General features: G+C 69.5%; 13 protein-coding genes. 6 read left to right on the top strand and 7 right to left on the bottom strand.

Annotated features, from left to right (window positions below):
• Nucleotides 1–378: 378 nt before the first annotated feature.
• The gene (locus K7C98_RS32445) at nt 379–726 is read left to right on the top strand and encodes a transcriptional regulator (protein WP_224195706.1); all 348 of its coding nucleotides are present in this window, start codon (nt 379–381) and stop codon (nt 724–726) included.
• A 101-nt stretch (nt 727–827) separates the two neighbouring features.
• Here K7C98_RS32445 and K7C98_RS32440 read toward each other — a convergent pair whose 3' ends face one another.
• Entirely contained in the window at nt 828–1,379 is a 552-nt protein-coding gene (locus K7C98_RS32440; protein ID WP_224195705.1) for a GNAT family N-acetyltransferase, read from the bottom strand.
• Between the two features lie 104 nt (nt 1,380–1,483).
• Nucleotides 1,484–2,326 carry an FG-GAP-like repeat-containing protein gene (locus K7C98_RS32435; RefSeq protein ID WP_224195704.1) on the bottom strand — a complete coding sequence of 281 codons (843 nt, stop codon included), beginning with the start codon at nt 2,324–2,326 and terminating at the stop codon, nt 1,484–1,486.
• 671 nt (nt 2,327–2,997) lie between these two features.
• Here K7C98_RS32435 and K7C98_RS32430 point away from each other — a divergent pair.
• Both K7C98_RS32430 and K7C98_RS32425 read left to right on the top strand, forming a co-directional pair.
• Nucleotides 2,998–3,438, top strand: coding sequence for a YccF domain-containing protein (locus tag K7C98_RS32430; protein ID WP_263430021.1), 441 nt, complete (start codon nt 2,998–3,000; stop codon nt 3,436–3,438).
• A gap of 31 nt (nt 3,439–3,469) precedes the next feature.
• Complete coding sequence (locus tag K7C98_RS32425; protein WP_224195702.1) at nt 3,470–4,117, top strand: glutathione S-transferase family protein; 648 nt, start codon at nt 3,470–3,472, stop codon at nt 4,115–4,117.
• Between the two features lie 51 nt (nt 4,118–4,168).
• Here K7C98_RS32425 and K7C98_RS32420 read toward each other — a convergent pair whose 3' ends face one another.
• Entirely contained in the window at nt 4,169–4,681 is a 513-nt protein-coding gene (locus K7C98_RS32420; protein WP_224195701.1) for a YbaY family lipoprotein, read from the bottom strand.
• A gap of 470 nt (nt 4,682–5,151) precedes the next feature.
• On the opposite strand from K7C98_RS32420, the gene K7C98_RS32415 reads away from it, so the two are divergent.
• Together K7C98_RS32415 and K7C98_RS32410 are read left to right on the top strand one after the other, a co-directional pair.
• Nucleotides 5,152–7,005, top strand: a complete 1,854-nt coding sequence (locus K7C98_RS32415) for an FG-GAP repeat domain-containing protein (RefSeq protein WP_224195700.1) — start codon at nt 5,152–5,154, stop codon at nt 7,003–7,005.
• A 110-nt stretch (nt 7,006–7,115) separates the two neighbouring features.
• A complete protein-coding gene (locus K7C98_RS32410) occupies nt 7,116–8,369 on the top strand; it encodes a site-specific integrase (protein ID WP_224195699.1) in 1,254 nt (417 codons plus the stop codon).
• 198 nt (nt 8,370–8,567) lie between these two features.
• On the opposite strand, the gene K7C98_RS32405 is transcribed toward K7C98_RS32410, so the two are convergent.
• A complete protein-coding gene (locus K7C98_RS32405; protein WP_224195698.1) occupies nt 8,568–11,390 on the bottom strand; it encodes an SIR2 family protein in 2,823 nt (940 codons plus the stop codon).
• A gap of 249 nt (nt 11,391–11,639) precedes the next feature.
• Nucleotides 11,640–12,950, bottom strand: a complete 1,311-nt coding sequence (locus tag K7C98_RS32400) for a hypothetical protein (RefSeq protein WP_224195697.1) — start codon at nt 12,948–12,950, stop codon at nt 11,640–11,642.
• A gap of 445 nt (nt 12,951–13,395) precedes the next feature.
• Here K7C98_RS32400 and K7C98_RS32395 point away from each other — a divergent pair, with 445 nt between their 5' ends.
• On the top strand, nt 13,396–13,887 hold the full coding sequence (locus tag K7C98_RS32395; protein WP_224195696.1) for a hypothetical protein: 492 nt from the start codon (nt 13,396–13,398) through the stop codon (nt 13,885–13,887).
• Between the two features lie 27 nt (nt 13,888–13,914).
• Here K7C98_RS32395 and K7C98_RS32390 read toward each other — a convergent pair whose 3' ends face one another.
• Nucleotides 13,915–14,967, bottom strand: coding sequence for a hypothetical protein (locus tag K7C98_RS32390; protein WP_224195695.1), 1,053 nt, complete (start codon nt 14,965–14,967; stop codon nt 13,915–13,917).
• A gap of 33 nt (nt 14,968–15,000) precedes the next feature.
• On the bottom strand, nt 15,001–15,156 hold the full coding sequence (locus tag K7C98_RS32385) for a hypothetical protein (RefSeq protein ID WP_224195694.1): 156 nt from the start codon (nt 15,154–15,156) through the stop codon (nt 15,001–15,003).
• Nucleotides 15,157–15,206 lie beyond the last annotated feature (50 nt).

Here is a 15,206-nt window from a genome sequence, read left to right as displayed (position 1 = left end):
TTGCGATTCGGATATCGATCGATCGCCCTCCGTCGATTCGCGCCAATGCGCGGTGCATCGATTGCCAGCCGCGGCGCAGCGCGGCGCGAGACAGCCCGGTGGGCCGCCGTGCATCAGCCGTTCACGGCGATCGGCGGCACGACCGCAGATGCCGATAGGGGGCCTCGCCGGCCCTCGCTACGCCGCGGCGAACCGGGCGCGGACCCGGCGAGATCGCGGCCATGAGCCCGCCGCCGGTCGATCGGCGCCGAGACGGGCGGCGACGGCGAGGGCGGCGAGCGGTTCCGCGCGAACGCCGTTCACTCCAGACGGAGGCCGAAAAGTGTGCGACTTCGACCTTGACGGTCGGCGCCGATCGGAGTAGCCCGCAATCTCCGCATGGCCGAGATGCCCCGAGAGCTGTTCTCCGCGACCTCCCCCGAGGGTGACCCGTTGTCGCCGGGAGCGAAGGTCGTGCTCGCCTACCTCTGGACCTTCGTCGACGCGGCGCTGGCTGCGGCCTACCGCCACCGCAAGGGTCCGGCGAAGGCGCCGCGGGTGATCTGCGACCCGGAGGAGATCGGCAAGGTGTTCCAGATCGACGCCGAGGCGGTCCGCCGCCACCTGCGCGCGCTCAAGGACGCCGGCTACGCGGTGCGCCACCAGGACGACGCCGACAGCTCGCTGGCGCTGCTCGACGGCAAGCACCGCGACGAATACCTCAAGGTGTTCGGCGGCCGCAGCTGAACGCCGCGGCGATTCCGCCACGGGACCGGCGGCGGAATTCGGTAGACATGCCTTTTAGGGCATGTCCGAAGAGTCATTCGTGGGAGTGAGGACCGGACGGCTCAGCGGGCGGCGTGCTCGGCGAGCCAGCTGCCGGCGTCGCGGGTGAAGAACGCCAGGGGGGCGGGGCCGTAGGCGGGGAATTGGCGCTCGCCGGCGCGGCGGAGGCCGATCTTCAGCAGGACGCGCTGCGAGTCGACGTGGGGCAGGTCGGTGATCCCGGAGATCTGCGGCAGGCCGAGCTCCTCGAAGCCGTAGCGGAGCAGCCGCTCGCCCATCTCGGTGGCGTAGCCGCGGCCCCAGTACTGCGGGTAGAGCAGGTAGCCGATCTGCACGAGGTCGGACCCGCGGATGTGGTTGAGCAGGTGCAGGCCCACCGGCGCCCCCGTCTCGCGCTCCACGGTGAGCCAGATCCCCAGGCCCGGGTGCTCGTCGTAGTAGGCGAGGATCCGCGAGCGCAACATCGCCTGCGACTGATCGCGGGTCAGCAGGCCGCCGGTGAAGCGCGTGACCTCGGGATCGGTGTGCAGCCGCACCAGCAGGTCGAGGTCGTCCGCGGTGTAGCGGCGCACCGCGAGGCGTGCGGAGGTCAGGGTGTCGTGCGCGGCCTTCATGGCGCGGGCACGGTAGCACGGCCGCCGCGGGTGCCGTACGGCCGTGCAGCGGGCGAGCGCCGCGGCATCGCGCCGCGTGCTCGCTGGTCTCCCGGCGGTCAATCCTAGCGCTGGCCGAATTCCATCGGCCAGTAATGGACCTGGCCCTTCTGGTGCTGCCAGACGATGTCGTCGGTTCCGTCGCCGTCGACGTCGCCGACGCCGCGGAGCGTCCACTCCTTGCCGACGGGCGTGGCGATGTCGATGCCGTCGACGCGCTTGCCGTCCTGCATCGGCCAGTAGTGGACCTGGCCGTTCTGGTGCTGCCAGACGATGTCGTCGGTGCTGTCGCCGTCGACGTCGCCGACGCCGCGCAGGCGCCACTCGGCGCCGACGGGCGTGGCGATGTCGATGCCGTCGACGCGCTTGCCGTCCTGCATCGGCCAGTAGTGGACCTGGCCGGTCTTGTGCTGCCAGACGATGTCGTCGGTCCCGTCGCCGTCGACGTCGCCGACGCCGCGCAGGGCCCAGTCCTTGCCGACGGGCGTGGAGATGTCGATGCCGCCCTGGCGCTTGCCGTCCCGTATCGGCCAGTAATGGACCTGACCGTTCTTGTACTGCCAGACGATGTCGTCGGTCCCGTCGCCGTCGACGTCGCCGACGCCGCGCAGGATCCACCCCTGGCCGACGGGCGTATAGATGTCGAGGCCGTCGACGCGCTGGCCGTTCAGCATCGGCCAGTAATGGACCTGGCCGTTCTGGTGCTGCCAGAGGATGTCGTCGGTCTCGTCGCCGTCGAGGTCACCGACGCCGCGCAGGCGCCAGACCTTGCCGACGGGCGTGCTGATGTCGATGCCGCCGACGCGGGGGAGCTCCGGGTCGGCCTCGGCGACGGCCTCGGCGGGCCCTGTCGAGCGGGCGGCGGACGACGCCGGCACGACGACGGGGAGGAGCAAGAGCGATTGCACGAACGTCCTGGCGAGCGGCATTCCTGGGGGGTCCTTTTCGGCCCGCAACCATGCGGGACAGACGAGGACTCGCAAGCGGACCCTTGCACGATCTCCGCGACGCTCGCAGCCACCACGCTCGCCGCATGTACCGGCTCAAATTCGGGGGTGTGCTTCTCTCGTCAGGCAGGCGGCGGCGATCGTCGTCACGACACTTCGAATCACCTAGCCCTCGACGCACCATGACCATACCGCAGCCCGCCCGCACGCCTCTGCTTCTTCCGTCCGACCTCTCTCGCCGCTCGCTCGGCCCGCCTCACCGGATCCGCGTGCTCCTGTGATTCGCGGGCCTTCGTCGCTACTGCTTTGTCGGTCTCGCCCTCTCGCCGCTCGGTATGGTTCGCATGTCGCTCCCTCTCGCTTTCGTCCGACGCTTCTCGCCGCTCCGCGTGCTCCCCCTGCGCTCGTCGTCGTCGGACCTCGCCGCTCGCTGTCGGCCGACGCTTCGTCCACCGACCGCCACGCGCTCGCTCTCGCCAGCATCCGACCTCTCGCCGCCCTGTGCTGCCACGCCACCGTGCGGCCGCCGCCGATCGCCGCCGGGGCCTCGGCACGGCCGCTCGCGCAGGTCCTCTCCCGCGCGGATGCCCCCACCGTGCGCCCTTGGCGGCGCGTGCTAGGCTCGCCGGGTGCTGCGCCTGATCCTCAACGTGCTCTGGTTCCTCGTCGCGGGGCTGCCGCTGTTCCTCGGCTACTTCGCCGCCGGCGTCGTCCTGTGCCTGACGATCATCGGCTTGCCGTTCGGCGTGCAGGCGTTCAAGCTCGCGCTGTTCGCCGCCTGGCCTTTCGGGCGGGTCGTCGTCAGCGTCCCCGGTGACGGCGGCGCGCTGTCGGCGATCGGCAACCTCCTGTGGTTGATCTTCGCCGGCATCTGGCTGGCCATCGGGCACCTCCTCGCCGGCCTCATCCTCTGCCTCACCATCATCGGCATCCCGTTCGGCATCGCGTGCATGCGGCTCGCCGGGCTCGCGCTGACGCCGTTCGGCAAGACCATCCTCAGCATCGAGGAGGAGCGGCGGATGCACCAGCCGCACCGGATCGTCGTCCCGGCCATGTCGCTTCCTGGCGCTTGACGTGGCCGGCGGGCTCGGCCAGCCTCGCGGCATGTCGAACAACCCCCGCACGTTCTACTACGGCTCCGGCTCGCCCTACGCGTGGAAGGTCTGGCTGGCGCTCGAGTTCAAGCAGCTGCCGTACGAGTTCAAGCTCCTGTCGTTCGACAAGGGCGACACGCAGGCCCCCGAGTTCCGGGCCCTCAATCCGCGCGGCAAGGTGCCGGTGCTGGTCGACGAGGGCCACGTGTTGTGGGAGTCGGGCGCGATCGTCGAGTACCTCGAGGACAGGTACCCCGAGCGGCCGCTGCTCGCCCGCGACCCGGCCGACCGCGCGCTCGCCCGGCGGATCGCCCTCGAGGCCGACGGCTACTTCGCCACCTCCACGCGCCCGCTGGCGATGATGATCTTCGGCCGCGAGAAGGCCACCCCCGAGTCGCTGGCCGCCGCGCGCGAGGGCGTCGTCGCCGAGCTGCGGCGCTTCTCCGGCTACCTCGGCGACCGCGAGTTCTTCGTCGGCGGTCTCGGCCTGGCCGACTTCGCCTTCTATCCCCACTACCGCCTGCTGCAGCGCTTCGGCAGCAGGCTCGACGGCCTCGCCATCGACGACGCCTTGCCCGCCAACCTGCGCGCCTGGCAGGACCGGCTGTCCGCGCTGCCGTACCACGACCGCACGATCCCGCCGCACTGGAAGGCCTGACGCCGCCTCCGGGGCCCACGGGCGCGCCGGCGATCCGGCCGGCGTCGCTCGTTACTCGCGGCTGCCGCCCGCGCGCACCATCCGGATCTCCACCGGCGCGGACGACTTCAGGTCGACCGGCACCGCCGTATCGGTCGTGAACACGAGCTTCTCATCCACGTCGCGCACGCTGGCGCGCAGCCCGTATTGCACGTTCGGCGCGATCTTCTTGCCTTCGACCTCGAGCCGGAACGGAATCGGCACAGTCGTCGCCGGGAACTTGTCCTCGGCGATCACCGCCCGCGCCGTGTCGGCGTGCCGCGTGTCGACCAGCTGGACGTGCAGCATCGAACCGGGCGGCAGCACGATCTTCTCGAGATAGGACGCGTCGCCCTGGATCGTCACCGACTGCGCCGGCGACGACGGACTCCCGGGCTTGTCGGCCCCCTGGCAGGCGGCCAGCGGCAGCAGCAGGGCCGCACACACGATCATGGAAAGACGACGCATCGGACGCTCCTGGGATCTTTTTTGGGGATTGCGCCGGACAGCATGATCGAGGTCGCGCCGCGACGCGTCGGCGGCCACGATTCACGGTCGTGCGAGGCCGCGTCGGCGTTCGCCGAATCACCACACCGACGGCCGGCCCGAGGCGAGCGAAATTGCGCGGGCACCGCTGGCGATTCACGCGAGCGACCGACCGTGCCTCGCGCTCGTCGGCGCGGCGATCGCCGCTCCTCCGCCCGGGTTTCGCTCACGCAAGCATGCCTCGCTCCATGCCGACGCCCGCCGGCGGAGACGAGGCGATCGCCGCATGTCTCATGAGACAGTTTCTTTGGGCCGACGAGCAGCGACGCGACGCCGGCCCGCGCCGGAGATGTGAGGCGATGGACGCCGCTGTGCTCGCGGCCGCGGCTCCTGCCGTCCCATACGTCGGCCCGCCGGGCGCACGAGGCGCTCGACGAACCGCTGCGCCCGCGATCACGTCTCCACCTCACGGTCGCGGGCGCGCGCCGACGCCCGCCGCGATCCGATACCCTGGGGCGATGCACAGCTCCTTGAGTTTATTCGGTGACGCGCGCCGCGTCCTCGTCGCCGTCGCCTCGCTCGGGCTCGCCGCGTGCGGCGACGACAATACCACCACCGACACCGCGTCGCTCTCCACCAGCACCGGCCCCGGCACCACCGACGACACCCCGACCGGGACGACCACGCCGGTCACCCCGACGGGCACCGATTCGACGACGCAGGGGGGTTCGGACTCGATGAGCGACACCGTCGCGCCGACCACCGACGGCACCGCCACCACCGGCTCGACCACCGACGATACCACCGGCCCGGTCAGCGCCAGCGAGACCGGCACCACGGGCGAGACCTGCCAGGGCGCCGAATGTTGCGAGATGGGCCAGCTCTTCTGCGGCGAGGTCTGCTGCGACGCCGGCGAGGTGTGCAACTTCACCAAGTGTGAGGCCCCCGGCGCCGATTGCAAGGAGGAGGCCGACTGTGCCGGCGACGAGTATTGTGATTACTCCCTCGGCGAGCCCGACGTGCAGCCGCCCGACCCGATGTGCATGGGCGGCGTCGCCGAGCCGAACGGCAAGTGTCTCAAGAAGCCGCCGCTGTGCGGCCCGAACGACCCGCCGCCCGACCCGAACGACCCCGAGTGTCTGCAGAGCTGCGAGTACTCGCCGGCCGGCGAGTTCAACCCGACCGTCAAGTTCGCGTGGGGCGGCGTCGTCAACCCGCCATACGACAGCGACATCATGATGACCCCGATCGTCGTCCAGCTCGACGACGACGACTGCGACGGCAAGATCACCGAGCGCGACATCCCGGAGATCGTGTTCTCGACGTTCGTCAACGGCGCCTACAAGACCACCGGCTCGCTGCACGCGATCTCGATCGTGGGCGGCGTCGTCGTCGACAAGTGGAACGTCCTCGCCAACCAGGTCAACCCCACCAAGCAGCTCGCCGGCGGTGACATCGACGGGCAGCCCGGCAACGAGATCGTCGCCTGCGGCGTGAACGGGCAGGTGTTCGCCCTCAAGGGCGAGGACGGCTCCCCGCTATGGACCGCCGACCAGACCTGCTTCATGCCGGCCATCGCCGACCTCGAGGGCGACGGCGCCGCCGAGGTCATCGTCGAGGGCGCGATCCTCGACGGCGCCACCGGGGCGGTCAAGGCCAGCTTCAACCCCACGCTCAACAGCTCGTTCGTCGTCAGCGACCTCGACGACGACGGCCTCCTCGACGTCATCACCTCGAGCCGCGGCTATCACGCCGACGGCAGCGTGTTCGTCGACACCGGGCTCGCCGCCGTCGGCGACTTCTACGCCACCTCCGACTGGAAGAGCCCGTGGCCGGCCGTCGCCGACTTCGACCTCGACGGGATCCCCGAGGTCGTCGTCATCGACAACCTCGCGCACCGGCTGTCGATCTGGCGCCACGATCCCGACGCACCGGGCAGCTTCGTCGTCGTCCGCGCCCCCGTCGACATCAACGGCACCCTCGACCCCAACTCGTGCCCCAACGGCTCGTGGGGTCGCACCCACGGCGGCGGCCCGCCGACCGTCGCCGACTTCGACGGCGACGGCACCCCCGACGTCGGCACGGCCGGCGGCATCGGCTACGCCGTGTTCAGCGGCGCCGCGCTGGTCGACCCGAACGTCGCCGGCATCGACACCTTCCTGTGGATCAAGCAGACCGTCGACTGCTCCTCGGCCTCGACCGGCAGCTCGGTGTTCGACTTCGACGGCGACGGCAAGGCCGAGGTCGTCTACTCCGACCAGAACCGCCTGCGGATCTACGAGGGTCCGACCGGCGACGTCCTGCTCGAGCGCTGCAACACCACCGCGACCCTGATCGAGTACCCCGTGGTCGCCGACGTCGACAATGACGGCCATATGGTCTAAAATAGCTCTTAGCGCTCGAATTCGAGATATTGTGTACTTTCGGACATGCTCCAGTGCGGCCTTGATCTGGGTCGTTTTTGGTTCGATATCGGTGGGGAACGGAGGTCGAGATGCTCACGAATGCTCAGGCACGAGAGGCGAAGCCGCGCGCGATCCGATATGAGATCACCTGCGATGCACTGCCAGGATTCATCCTGCGGGTGCTCCCCACTGGCAAGAAGGTGTTTTTCGCCAGGTACCGCGATGCTGGCGGAAAGGACAGGCGGGTAAGGCTCGGTCTGATACGGCCGGGGTTCGGTGTCGATGAAGCGCGCAGGGAGGCGATGCTTGTCCTCGCGCGACGCGAGGCGCCGGCGAGCGTCGACGCGCCGGCCCCGACGAGCTCGCGGCTCGAGGATGCGCAGGCGCCGGGGTCGAAGTCGCCCACGCTAGCCGAGTTCGCCTTGCGGTTTGAACAGGAACATATCGACATGCGCTTAAAGCCAGAAACGGCCTGGCACTACAAGTCGTCGCTGAGGAAGTACATCCTCCCCAAGCTCGGCGATCGACGCCTCGATGACATCACGACGGCCGACGTCGACAAGCTCCATACAAGCATGAAGTCGAAGCCGTGCGCCGCGAACTACATGCGCTGCGTCCTGAGCGCGCTGTTCAACAAGGCGGCCAAGTGGGGGGTCACGAAGCAGCGCAACCCGGTCACGGACGTCGAGCGCTTCGACGAGCGGGCCGTCGAGCGCTTCCTGTCACCGGACGAGCGCGAGGCGCTCGAGCGGGTGCTGAATACCGCCGAGCGTACGCCGCCCGGCAGGCACGGCCACATCGGCCGTGAGGCCGTCGCCGCCGTGCGCCTGCTGGCACTCACCGGCATGCGGCGCGACGAGGTCCGCGACCTGCGCTGGGAGCAGGTGGACTGGCGCCAGCAGTTGCTCCGCCTCCCGGACTCCAAGACCGGCAAGCGCGACGTCGTCGTCTCGGAGGAGGTCATGGACCTCCTCGGCCGGATCGCCCAGGCCAAGGGCAACCCGCGGCGCGGGCTCGTCGTCTGCTCCCGCAGCGGCAAGAAGCTCCACAGCTTCAAGGCCACGTGGCTCAAGGTCCGCAAGCTGGCGGGGCTCGAGGACGTGCGCCTGCACGACCTCCGGCATTCGTTCGCCAGCGACGCGATCATGGACGGCACGCCGCTCGAGGTCGTCGGCAAGATGCTCGGCCACCGCAACTACCGCACGACGCAGCGCTACGCCCACATCGCCGACAAGGCGCTGCGCGAGGCGGTGAACCGGACGAGCAAGACGATCGCCCGCGCGGCGAGGGGCAAAGCGAAGGCGACGAAGCGGACGGCCTTCCCGGCCAAGACGCGGCGGTAGCCAGCCGTGGCCCGAGCACAAGGGGTCGACGACTCCGCACTGGATCCGGGCTCGCTCGGCGAACCATACGAGCTCGGATCCGCCGCCCTCAGCGGCGTGATGTCCCCAAGGACAGGCCGCGTGGCAGGAGCGTGGCCGTCCGCTCGGCAGCGATCCTGAGCCGTCCAGCCGGGCCCACGCGTCCGAACGACCCCGCCTTCAGCGGCGAAGACGTGACCCACTGGGCGGCAGCGAGCTCGCAAGGACGGCCAACAAGCGTTCGCGCTCGGCCTCATCGAGCGCGGCACCCGGCAGCGAGCGGTAGAGGGCGCCGATGTCGGCGATGGGTGGGGTCTCGTTCGCGGCGGCTTGTGGCACCGCGGGCGCCGTCACGAAACCCGTGTCGAGCGCCTGGAACAGGATGCCCTCACAATAGCAGGAGTTGTGCGAGTCGATATGCCCGCACCGATTGCGAAGGAACTCGTCGAGGCGCCTACGAGCGCGCGTCAACCGAACGCGGACCGACGACTCCTTCCCGCGCGTGAGCGCGGCCGTGGTCGTCACGGGGTACCCGAAGATGTCGACGAGGATGAACGCGATGCGAACACCGGGTGGGAGGCATTGCAGAACCGAGACCAGGCATGTCCGCTTGAGTTCGGACAGTAGAATCATGGCCTCGGCGCCAGATACTTGGGGGCGGTCGGACCGCCAGTAGAACCTTTCGTTCAAGAGGTTCTCGAGTAATTCAAACCCCCGCCCGGTCTTTCGACCGAGTTGCTCCTCGATGACGAGGATCAGTTGCTGGAGGAGCGCGTCGGCAGGCTGCGGCGCCGAGAGCAGCGCCTGCGGATCGCTCGCGACAGCGGCGAGAGCGGCGGAGACAAGATCAAGCGCGTCGGAGCGCGAGGCGGAGGCCAGGAACGCGAACACGAACAGATAAGGCAGCTCGGCCTCGACCTCATCGCGGAGCGCGCCCGAGATCATCGCCCCCTCCGCCTGGAGGTCGCCTTGATCCGGGGCGTCGACGGTGCTGCTGGGCTCGGCGGCCTCCGCCTGGGCGTTCTCGTGGCCCTTGCCGTGGGGCTGCCCTCGCCCGTCGGCCTCTTCTTTCGAGGGCCAATCCGGCGCTTGCCAGGCGCGCAGACGCGGCCAGTGGGACAGCAGGACGTCGTGGACGAGCGTGACGCTGCGCTCCGAGATCACGACCAGACCCACCTTGGCGGCCGTCGTCCGCCGGAGCACTTGCTCGGCGAGGGTGCGGTTTTCGCCAGGCGAGGTCGCCGGCCCCTCGGCGATCAGCCGATCGATCACCTCCGCGGGCGTCAGCGGACGACGGCCGCCGCGGCGATCGACCCCGCCGGCGATCACCGTCAAGAACACCTGCCGCACGAGGCTCTCGCCGTAGTCCTCGATCGTCGCCGCGATCGCCTGCTCGGCGAGCTGCTCGACAGCGCCGGTGAGGCCCCCTGCGGCCTCATACGCGGTCACGCAGAACTCGCCGTGCTTCATGTGGCGGTAGGTCCCGACCAACGCGGCCGCGAGTTGCGCGAGCACGATCCCCGGCGGTGGCGCGCTGGGCTCGCGCGTCAGCCGATCGAGGTCGGCGAGGATCCGCTCGACGAGCCGCTCGGCGACCATGAGCCCCGCCCGCTCGCCCGGCTCCCGGACGATCTGGCGCAGCCCGTCCTGGTCGATGGGCGCGAGCGCGTAGAGCACGGGAGGCGCGCGGCCGATCATTCGCTCGTGGAGCCGCAGGAGCCGCCCGAGCTCGGCGAGGTAGCGGCTGCGGATCGGAGTGATCAGCAGGAACGGCGCGGTCGCGTGCGCCAGCGCGTGTGCCAGCACGGCCGCGAATTGCTCGCACTCGCGGTCGTCGTCGCTGTCGATCGCCTCCTCGATCCCGTCGATGACGAGCACGAGGCCGTGCAGGTGCGGGGAGGCGAGGCGGTCCGTCAACGCCCGTGTGTGAGCGCTGAACTCCTCGTGCAGAGTCGCGGCCTCCCACGATCGATCACCCACCCCTTCGGGCTCCTGCTCGCCCCAGGGGGCGAGCGAGGTCAGCCCCTCTGCGAGCGCGAGCAGCGGCCGACGATCCACCCGTCCTCGCAGTCCCTGCCACGTCGGTTTGCCGGGCAGCGTCCAGGCTGCGCCGCGCACGATCGCCGGATAGAGGCCCGCCGCGACGAATGAGGATGCGCCGACTCCGTCGGCGCCGTGGACGATCAGCCACCGACTCTCGGGGCAGGCGCGGAGCTGCTCGATGCAGCGGTGAACGTCGCCGGTGCGGCCGAAGAACTGCGCATCGTCGCGGGGCGAGAACGGCGCCAGCCCGAGATATGGACCGCCCGTGCCCTGAACCCGGTGACCCTCGTAGCGCGGACGGCTCGGAATCGCGGTGATGCGGGTCCCCGTCGCGCGCTCGTACGCGTCGACCAGCGCGTGGAGCTGCTCGGCGACGGCGAGGTCGTAGTCGCCGGCGACAGGCACGAGATCGACGCCGTGCTCACCCAGCAGCGTGCGGCTCTCGGGCGTGATGCTGTCCTCCGGCACGAACGCGAGGTTGACCGGCGGGGCGCCAGCGGCATCGCGGCCGCGCAGCGCGAGCAACAGCCGGCGCAGTACCTCGTCATCGGCGCGGTAGCCGACAAGAAGCAGCCGGTGGCAGCGAAGCCACGACCCGGTCTGCGGCAACTCCGAGCTGCGGGCGAGCAGCCGCTCGCGGGTGAGCACCCACGAGGAGACCTGCGCCGCGGTGCCGCACAGCTTCACGATGCATCGCTCGCGCCTTCGGAGGTCGAGCGGCTCGGCGTCCAGCGCTGTCCACGTCCCGAGCGCACGTTCGAGCAGGGTGTCGAAATTGGTCGTGCAGATCCGCCCGAGCACGGGCGAGAGCGCCGCGACGGCCCGCACGACGAGAGGGAGCCGCGCGTCACCGCGGTCCAGCAGCGGCCGGGCCACGTCCACGAAGCGCGCGCTGCCCACGAGCCGCTCGGCCCGCTCGAGAGCCGAGCTGACCTCGCCGGCGGCGACGAGCGCCGCCATCTCCACACGGTCCGGGAGCAGCGGGTGTAGCGATTCGACGATGCGCTGCGCGAGCCGGCGCGGCCCCACGAGCCCGACCGTCTCGGAGACGAGCGGGCCGACGCAGACCAGGAGGTTGCGCTCGATGAGGGCGTGGAGGATCGGGTGCATCGGGGGCAGCGCGAGGACATATTCGCACATCTCGTTCGGCTGCGCGAACGCGAGCACCGAGCGCGGCCCACGCCAAGCTGACCGCGAGCCTCCGGGCCGTCACTCAACGGCGATGGGCCCGAGCCGAGCGCGCAGCTCGGACTCTGGAGCATGGATGTCGCCGAACGCGAAGCACCAGCGGCGGTAGTGGATCTTGCGGACGAGCGGTGTGTGCGCGGCGAGCAACTTCAGGGCGGCTCGCCCGGCCTGGTCGCCGGGCATCGCCGCGAGAAACCCCTTCTTGTGCAGCCGGGAAAAGAGCTCTACCACCTTGCCGGTCAAGGTCGGATGGTCGCTGAGAGCGGCGGCCTCGAGCGCCCGCAGCAGTTCGACCGCGAAGGCGGCCCCGAGCACCCCGGCGGGGAGCCTCGACGCCACGTTGGCGAGGTGCTGTGTCAGGGCCGCCGCGAACGCTGACTTGAGGCGTACCCGTCGCCCACGCCCGCCAGACATGCCCCCTGAGGACGCTGCAGCACGCTTGCGGCCTTTGGTCGCTGGCGCCTCCGTGGTGGCCTTGCCCTCGTCTCTGCCGGGCGCGCGTGCCGACGTCGCCTCTGTGGCGGTCGCTGTCGTCGCCTTCGCGGCCGACGGAGACTGACGAATGACAAGGCCTTCGAGCCATGGCCCTGCGTCAATCTCCCGGATCGCGTCCCACGGCGCGACTTTGAGCCCCAGCAATTCATCTCCCCGCACTGCAAATAGCCCGGCCAGATCCGCTCGTAATGCGCAGAGCAGGAGGTCGTACGGATCCGCCCGGATTGTGCCGACGAGCGGATGCAGCTCCGTGGACCTCCAGAACGTGGCTGTCGAGCCGAACGACAGGCGCTCGGCATCGTCCTCGATACTTCTGGCCAGGTCGTCCTGAGTAATCCCAATAGCGAATTTGCCACTCGGCCAGGTCCGCACACCGAGCACCCCCCGCGCCAGCAGGAGCGCGCGTATTTCGCTCCCGTCGGTGAGCGCTACGCGCATCCCGCCATGCGGGTCGTGAATCTGCACGACCTGCCCGCCCTGCCGCGTGCTCGTGGGCCCGCCGAAGGGGCCACCATGCCGGAGGATGGCGAGCGCCTCCGAGCGCAGGTGTTCCGGACGGCCGCTCCCGAGGACGCGGCGGCCCCTGCCAGGCCAGAGGTGCGTGAGCATTCCGGTGCCCGAGGCATCAATTCCAAGTAAGAATTGGCCTCCGGGATGTCCGGCGCGCTCGACCACTGGCGCGCCCGATTCTGGCGCCTCGGGGCGCCAGCAGAGCGTGAGCTCTTGCAGCGCCGCGGTGGTCTCACGAAACCGCCGCACGACGCCGCGAACCCCAGCCCCATACCCCATTTCGCCGAGACAGTCCTCCACCCCTTCGATGCCCGTAGACGTGCCCATACTGCCACCCCGTACCGCGAGCTTACCGCCAGGAAGGGCGATCCTCCACCCCTCATTTCGCGCCTGGTTATCCGTGATCCAGCGCGCCGAGCTTCACGCTTCAGGGCTGGCCATCCAAACGAGATCCTCGGCGCCACGCTCCGCGCATCATCCCAGCGCGCCGAGCCGCCATCCTCGGCGGCTCGAGTCGCGTCTGCATCTCGTGAAGCTCGACGCCACGGCTCTCGTTTCCTGCGACCTACCGAGGCTCGATCCTCCACGCTCCACATGGAGGGTGAGCGACATGTCTCATAAGACATGCATGAAATCGAGCGGTTCAGATTCGCCGCATGTGGCTCTATTCGTCGAGGTCGGGGCGGCGTCGCCCTGCTCGTCGATGAGCGCTCCACGCAGCGCCCCCCACGCGATTGATCTTCGCGGATGAGGCGGCGATCCTCGTAGCTCGATGACCTCCGCAGCCACGACAGCGACGCGAAAGCGGCCCTCATATCAAACGACGGGGATCTCAGCGACGACGTCGAGGGAGGAGATTCAGAAGCTCCTCGATCGCGCCGATCTGGGGATCACCGACATCCGATGGGTAGCCCTCGGCGGCCGGAATTCGCGGCTGTACTTCCGCATCGACCGACGCCTCTACAAGATCGACATCCACGCCTCGGACGAGGCCCGAGACCCGGACAAGAAGTTCAGGCGCCTACACCGGGCCGTGGCTCACCTGCTGAAGAACTCGATCGCCGTTGCCGAGGAGGGTCTGTGCGGCGTGGGCGAGATTCTGGCGGCGTTCTTGATGACGAACGACGACATCACGGTCGGCGAGGCTCTCCTGCGCCTCGAGGCCGGATCGAGCCGGCCGGTCACGCTGGCCCTCGCGCCCGCCGAGACGGCGCTGGTGCCAGCCGGCCCGACGGGCACAGTCCCAGCGAGAAAACCTCGCTAGGAGCAGCCACACGTCCGCGGGAGTCGGTCAAGGCCCCACGCCGATGAACCATCGGCGGTGGTGCAGCCGCCGGACAAGGGGAGTCAGCTCCGCCAAGATCGTGAGGGCGGCGCGCGACGCCCGGTCGCTGGGGAGATGCGAGAGCAACCCTCGATGATGCAGGACCGAGACGAGATCGACCCAATTGCCGGTGAGCGGCAGCGCCCCGTGGTGATGCGCCTCGCGGATCGCTTGCCAGAGCTCGACCGCGGTGGCTGCGCCGGTTCGACGCGCAGGGATCGCCGCTTCGACTTCCAAGAAATGACGCTGGAGCGCTTCCGCCGACAGGTCCCCCGCCAGCGAGAACCGAGGTCTCGGCGCAGAAGTGGCTGGTGGATCGGGCTGCGGTGAGTCCCTCACCTCGTCGCAGGCAGAGGTTCCGACGAGTTGAGCCTCTTCCAACTCGGAGTCAGGTGCATTCACCTCAAGGTCCGGAGAGGCAAGCTCGACCGGGAGTCGCTCGCAGGCGCCGTCCTCGTCGCGTGCTGGCCCAGCCTGGAGTGGCGCGCCGTACTCAGTTGCACCTGTCACGGCATCCTCGACACCGGCGATGGATCGCCTGCGAGCACGTTGTTCCCGCCGCTCCTCCTCGTGCTCGGGATCGTCGTATCCTCGCGCCCACGAGGCCGCCACCTGGCGAGCACGAGTGAGCGCCTGCTCCGCCTCGGTCACGTCCAGCCCCCACGCTCGGCTGCGCGTGATGGTATGTTCATAATCTGACCATTTCCACTCATCCTCAGGCGGATACTCGCCGTGATCGAGATCGAAGGGGATCTGGTCGAGAAGAAAGGCGTAGGTCGCGACCTCGATCCGCTCGTGGATCCGTCGCAGTTCGAGCAATTCGTCTTCGAGGCCGTGCCTAAGCGAGATCTCGGCGGCCCGCTCGATTAAACACTTGGCGTCGACGGCGGTCTCGAGTGAGCCAAAGCCCTGCTCGAGATGAAGCAGCGCCCTGTGCTTGTAATCGGCGACGTCGTCGCGGATGTCTTCGGTGGTGAGACTGCGTCCAGCCATGTGCGCGCCGCCCGTGCGGGCCAGCATCCCCGCACCTCGCTAGACTAGCGAAAATCATGGTCAAGCACCGCACGGCGCGAAATCAGCCATGGAGAGGCCGCCGCCATGAAAGCGTCGTCCTCTCACGCTGCGCCAGGTCGGGCGCACGGGCGAGCATTTCGAGTCCGGACGGGCGCGGTCGAGCGCGCCGGCATCCGGCTCGGCGGAGGCGGTCATCGTGGGGAGGGTGGGTGCTACAGGTTAAGAGGGAGGAGCATCGCGCCGAC

It is taken from the genome of Nannocystis pusilla (genome assembly GCF_020073745.1).
Taxonomy (GTDB): Bacteria; Myxococcota_A; Polyangia; order Nannocystales; family Nannocystaceae; genus Nannocystis; species Nannocystis radixulma.
The sequence above is the reverse complement of the archived record's forward strand: the minus strand, read 5'-3'. Positions and strand labels throughout refer to the sequence as shown.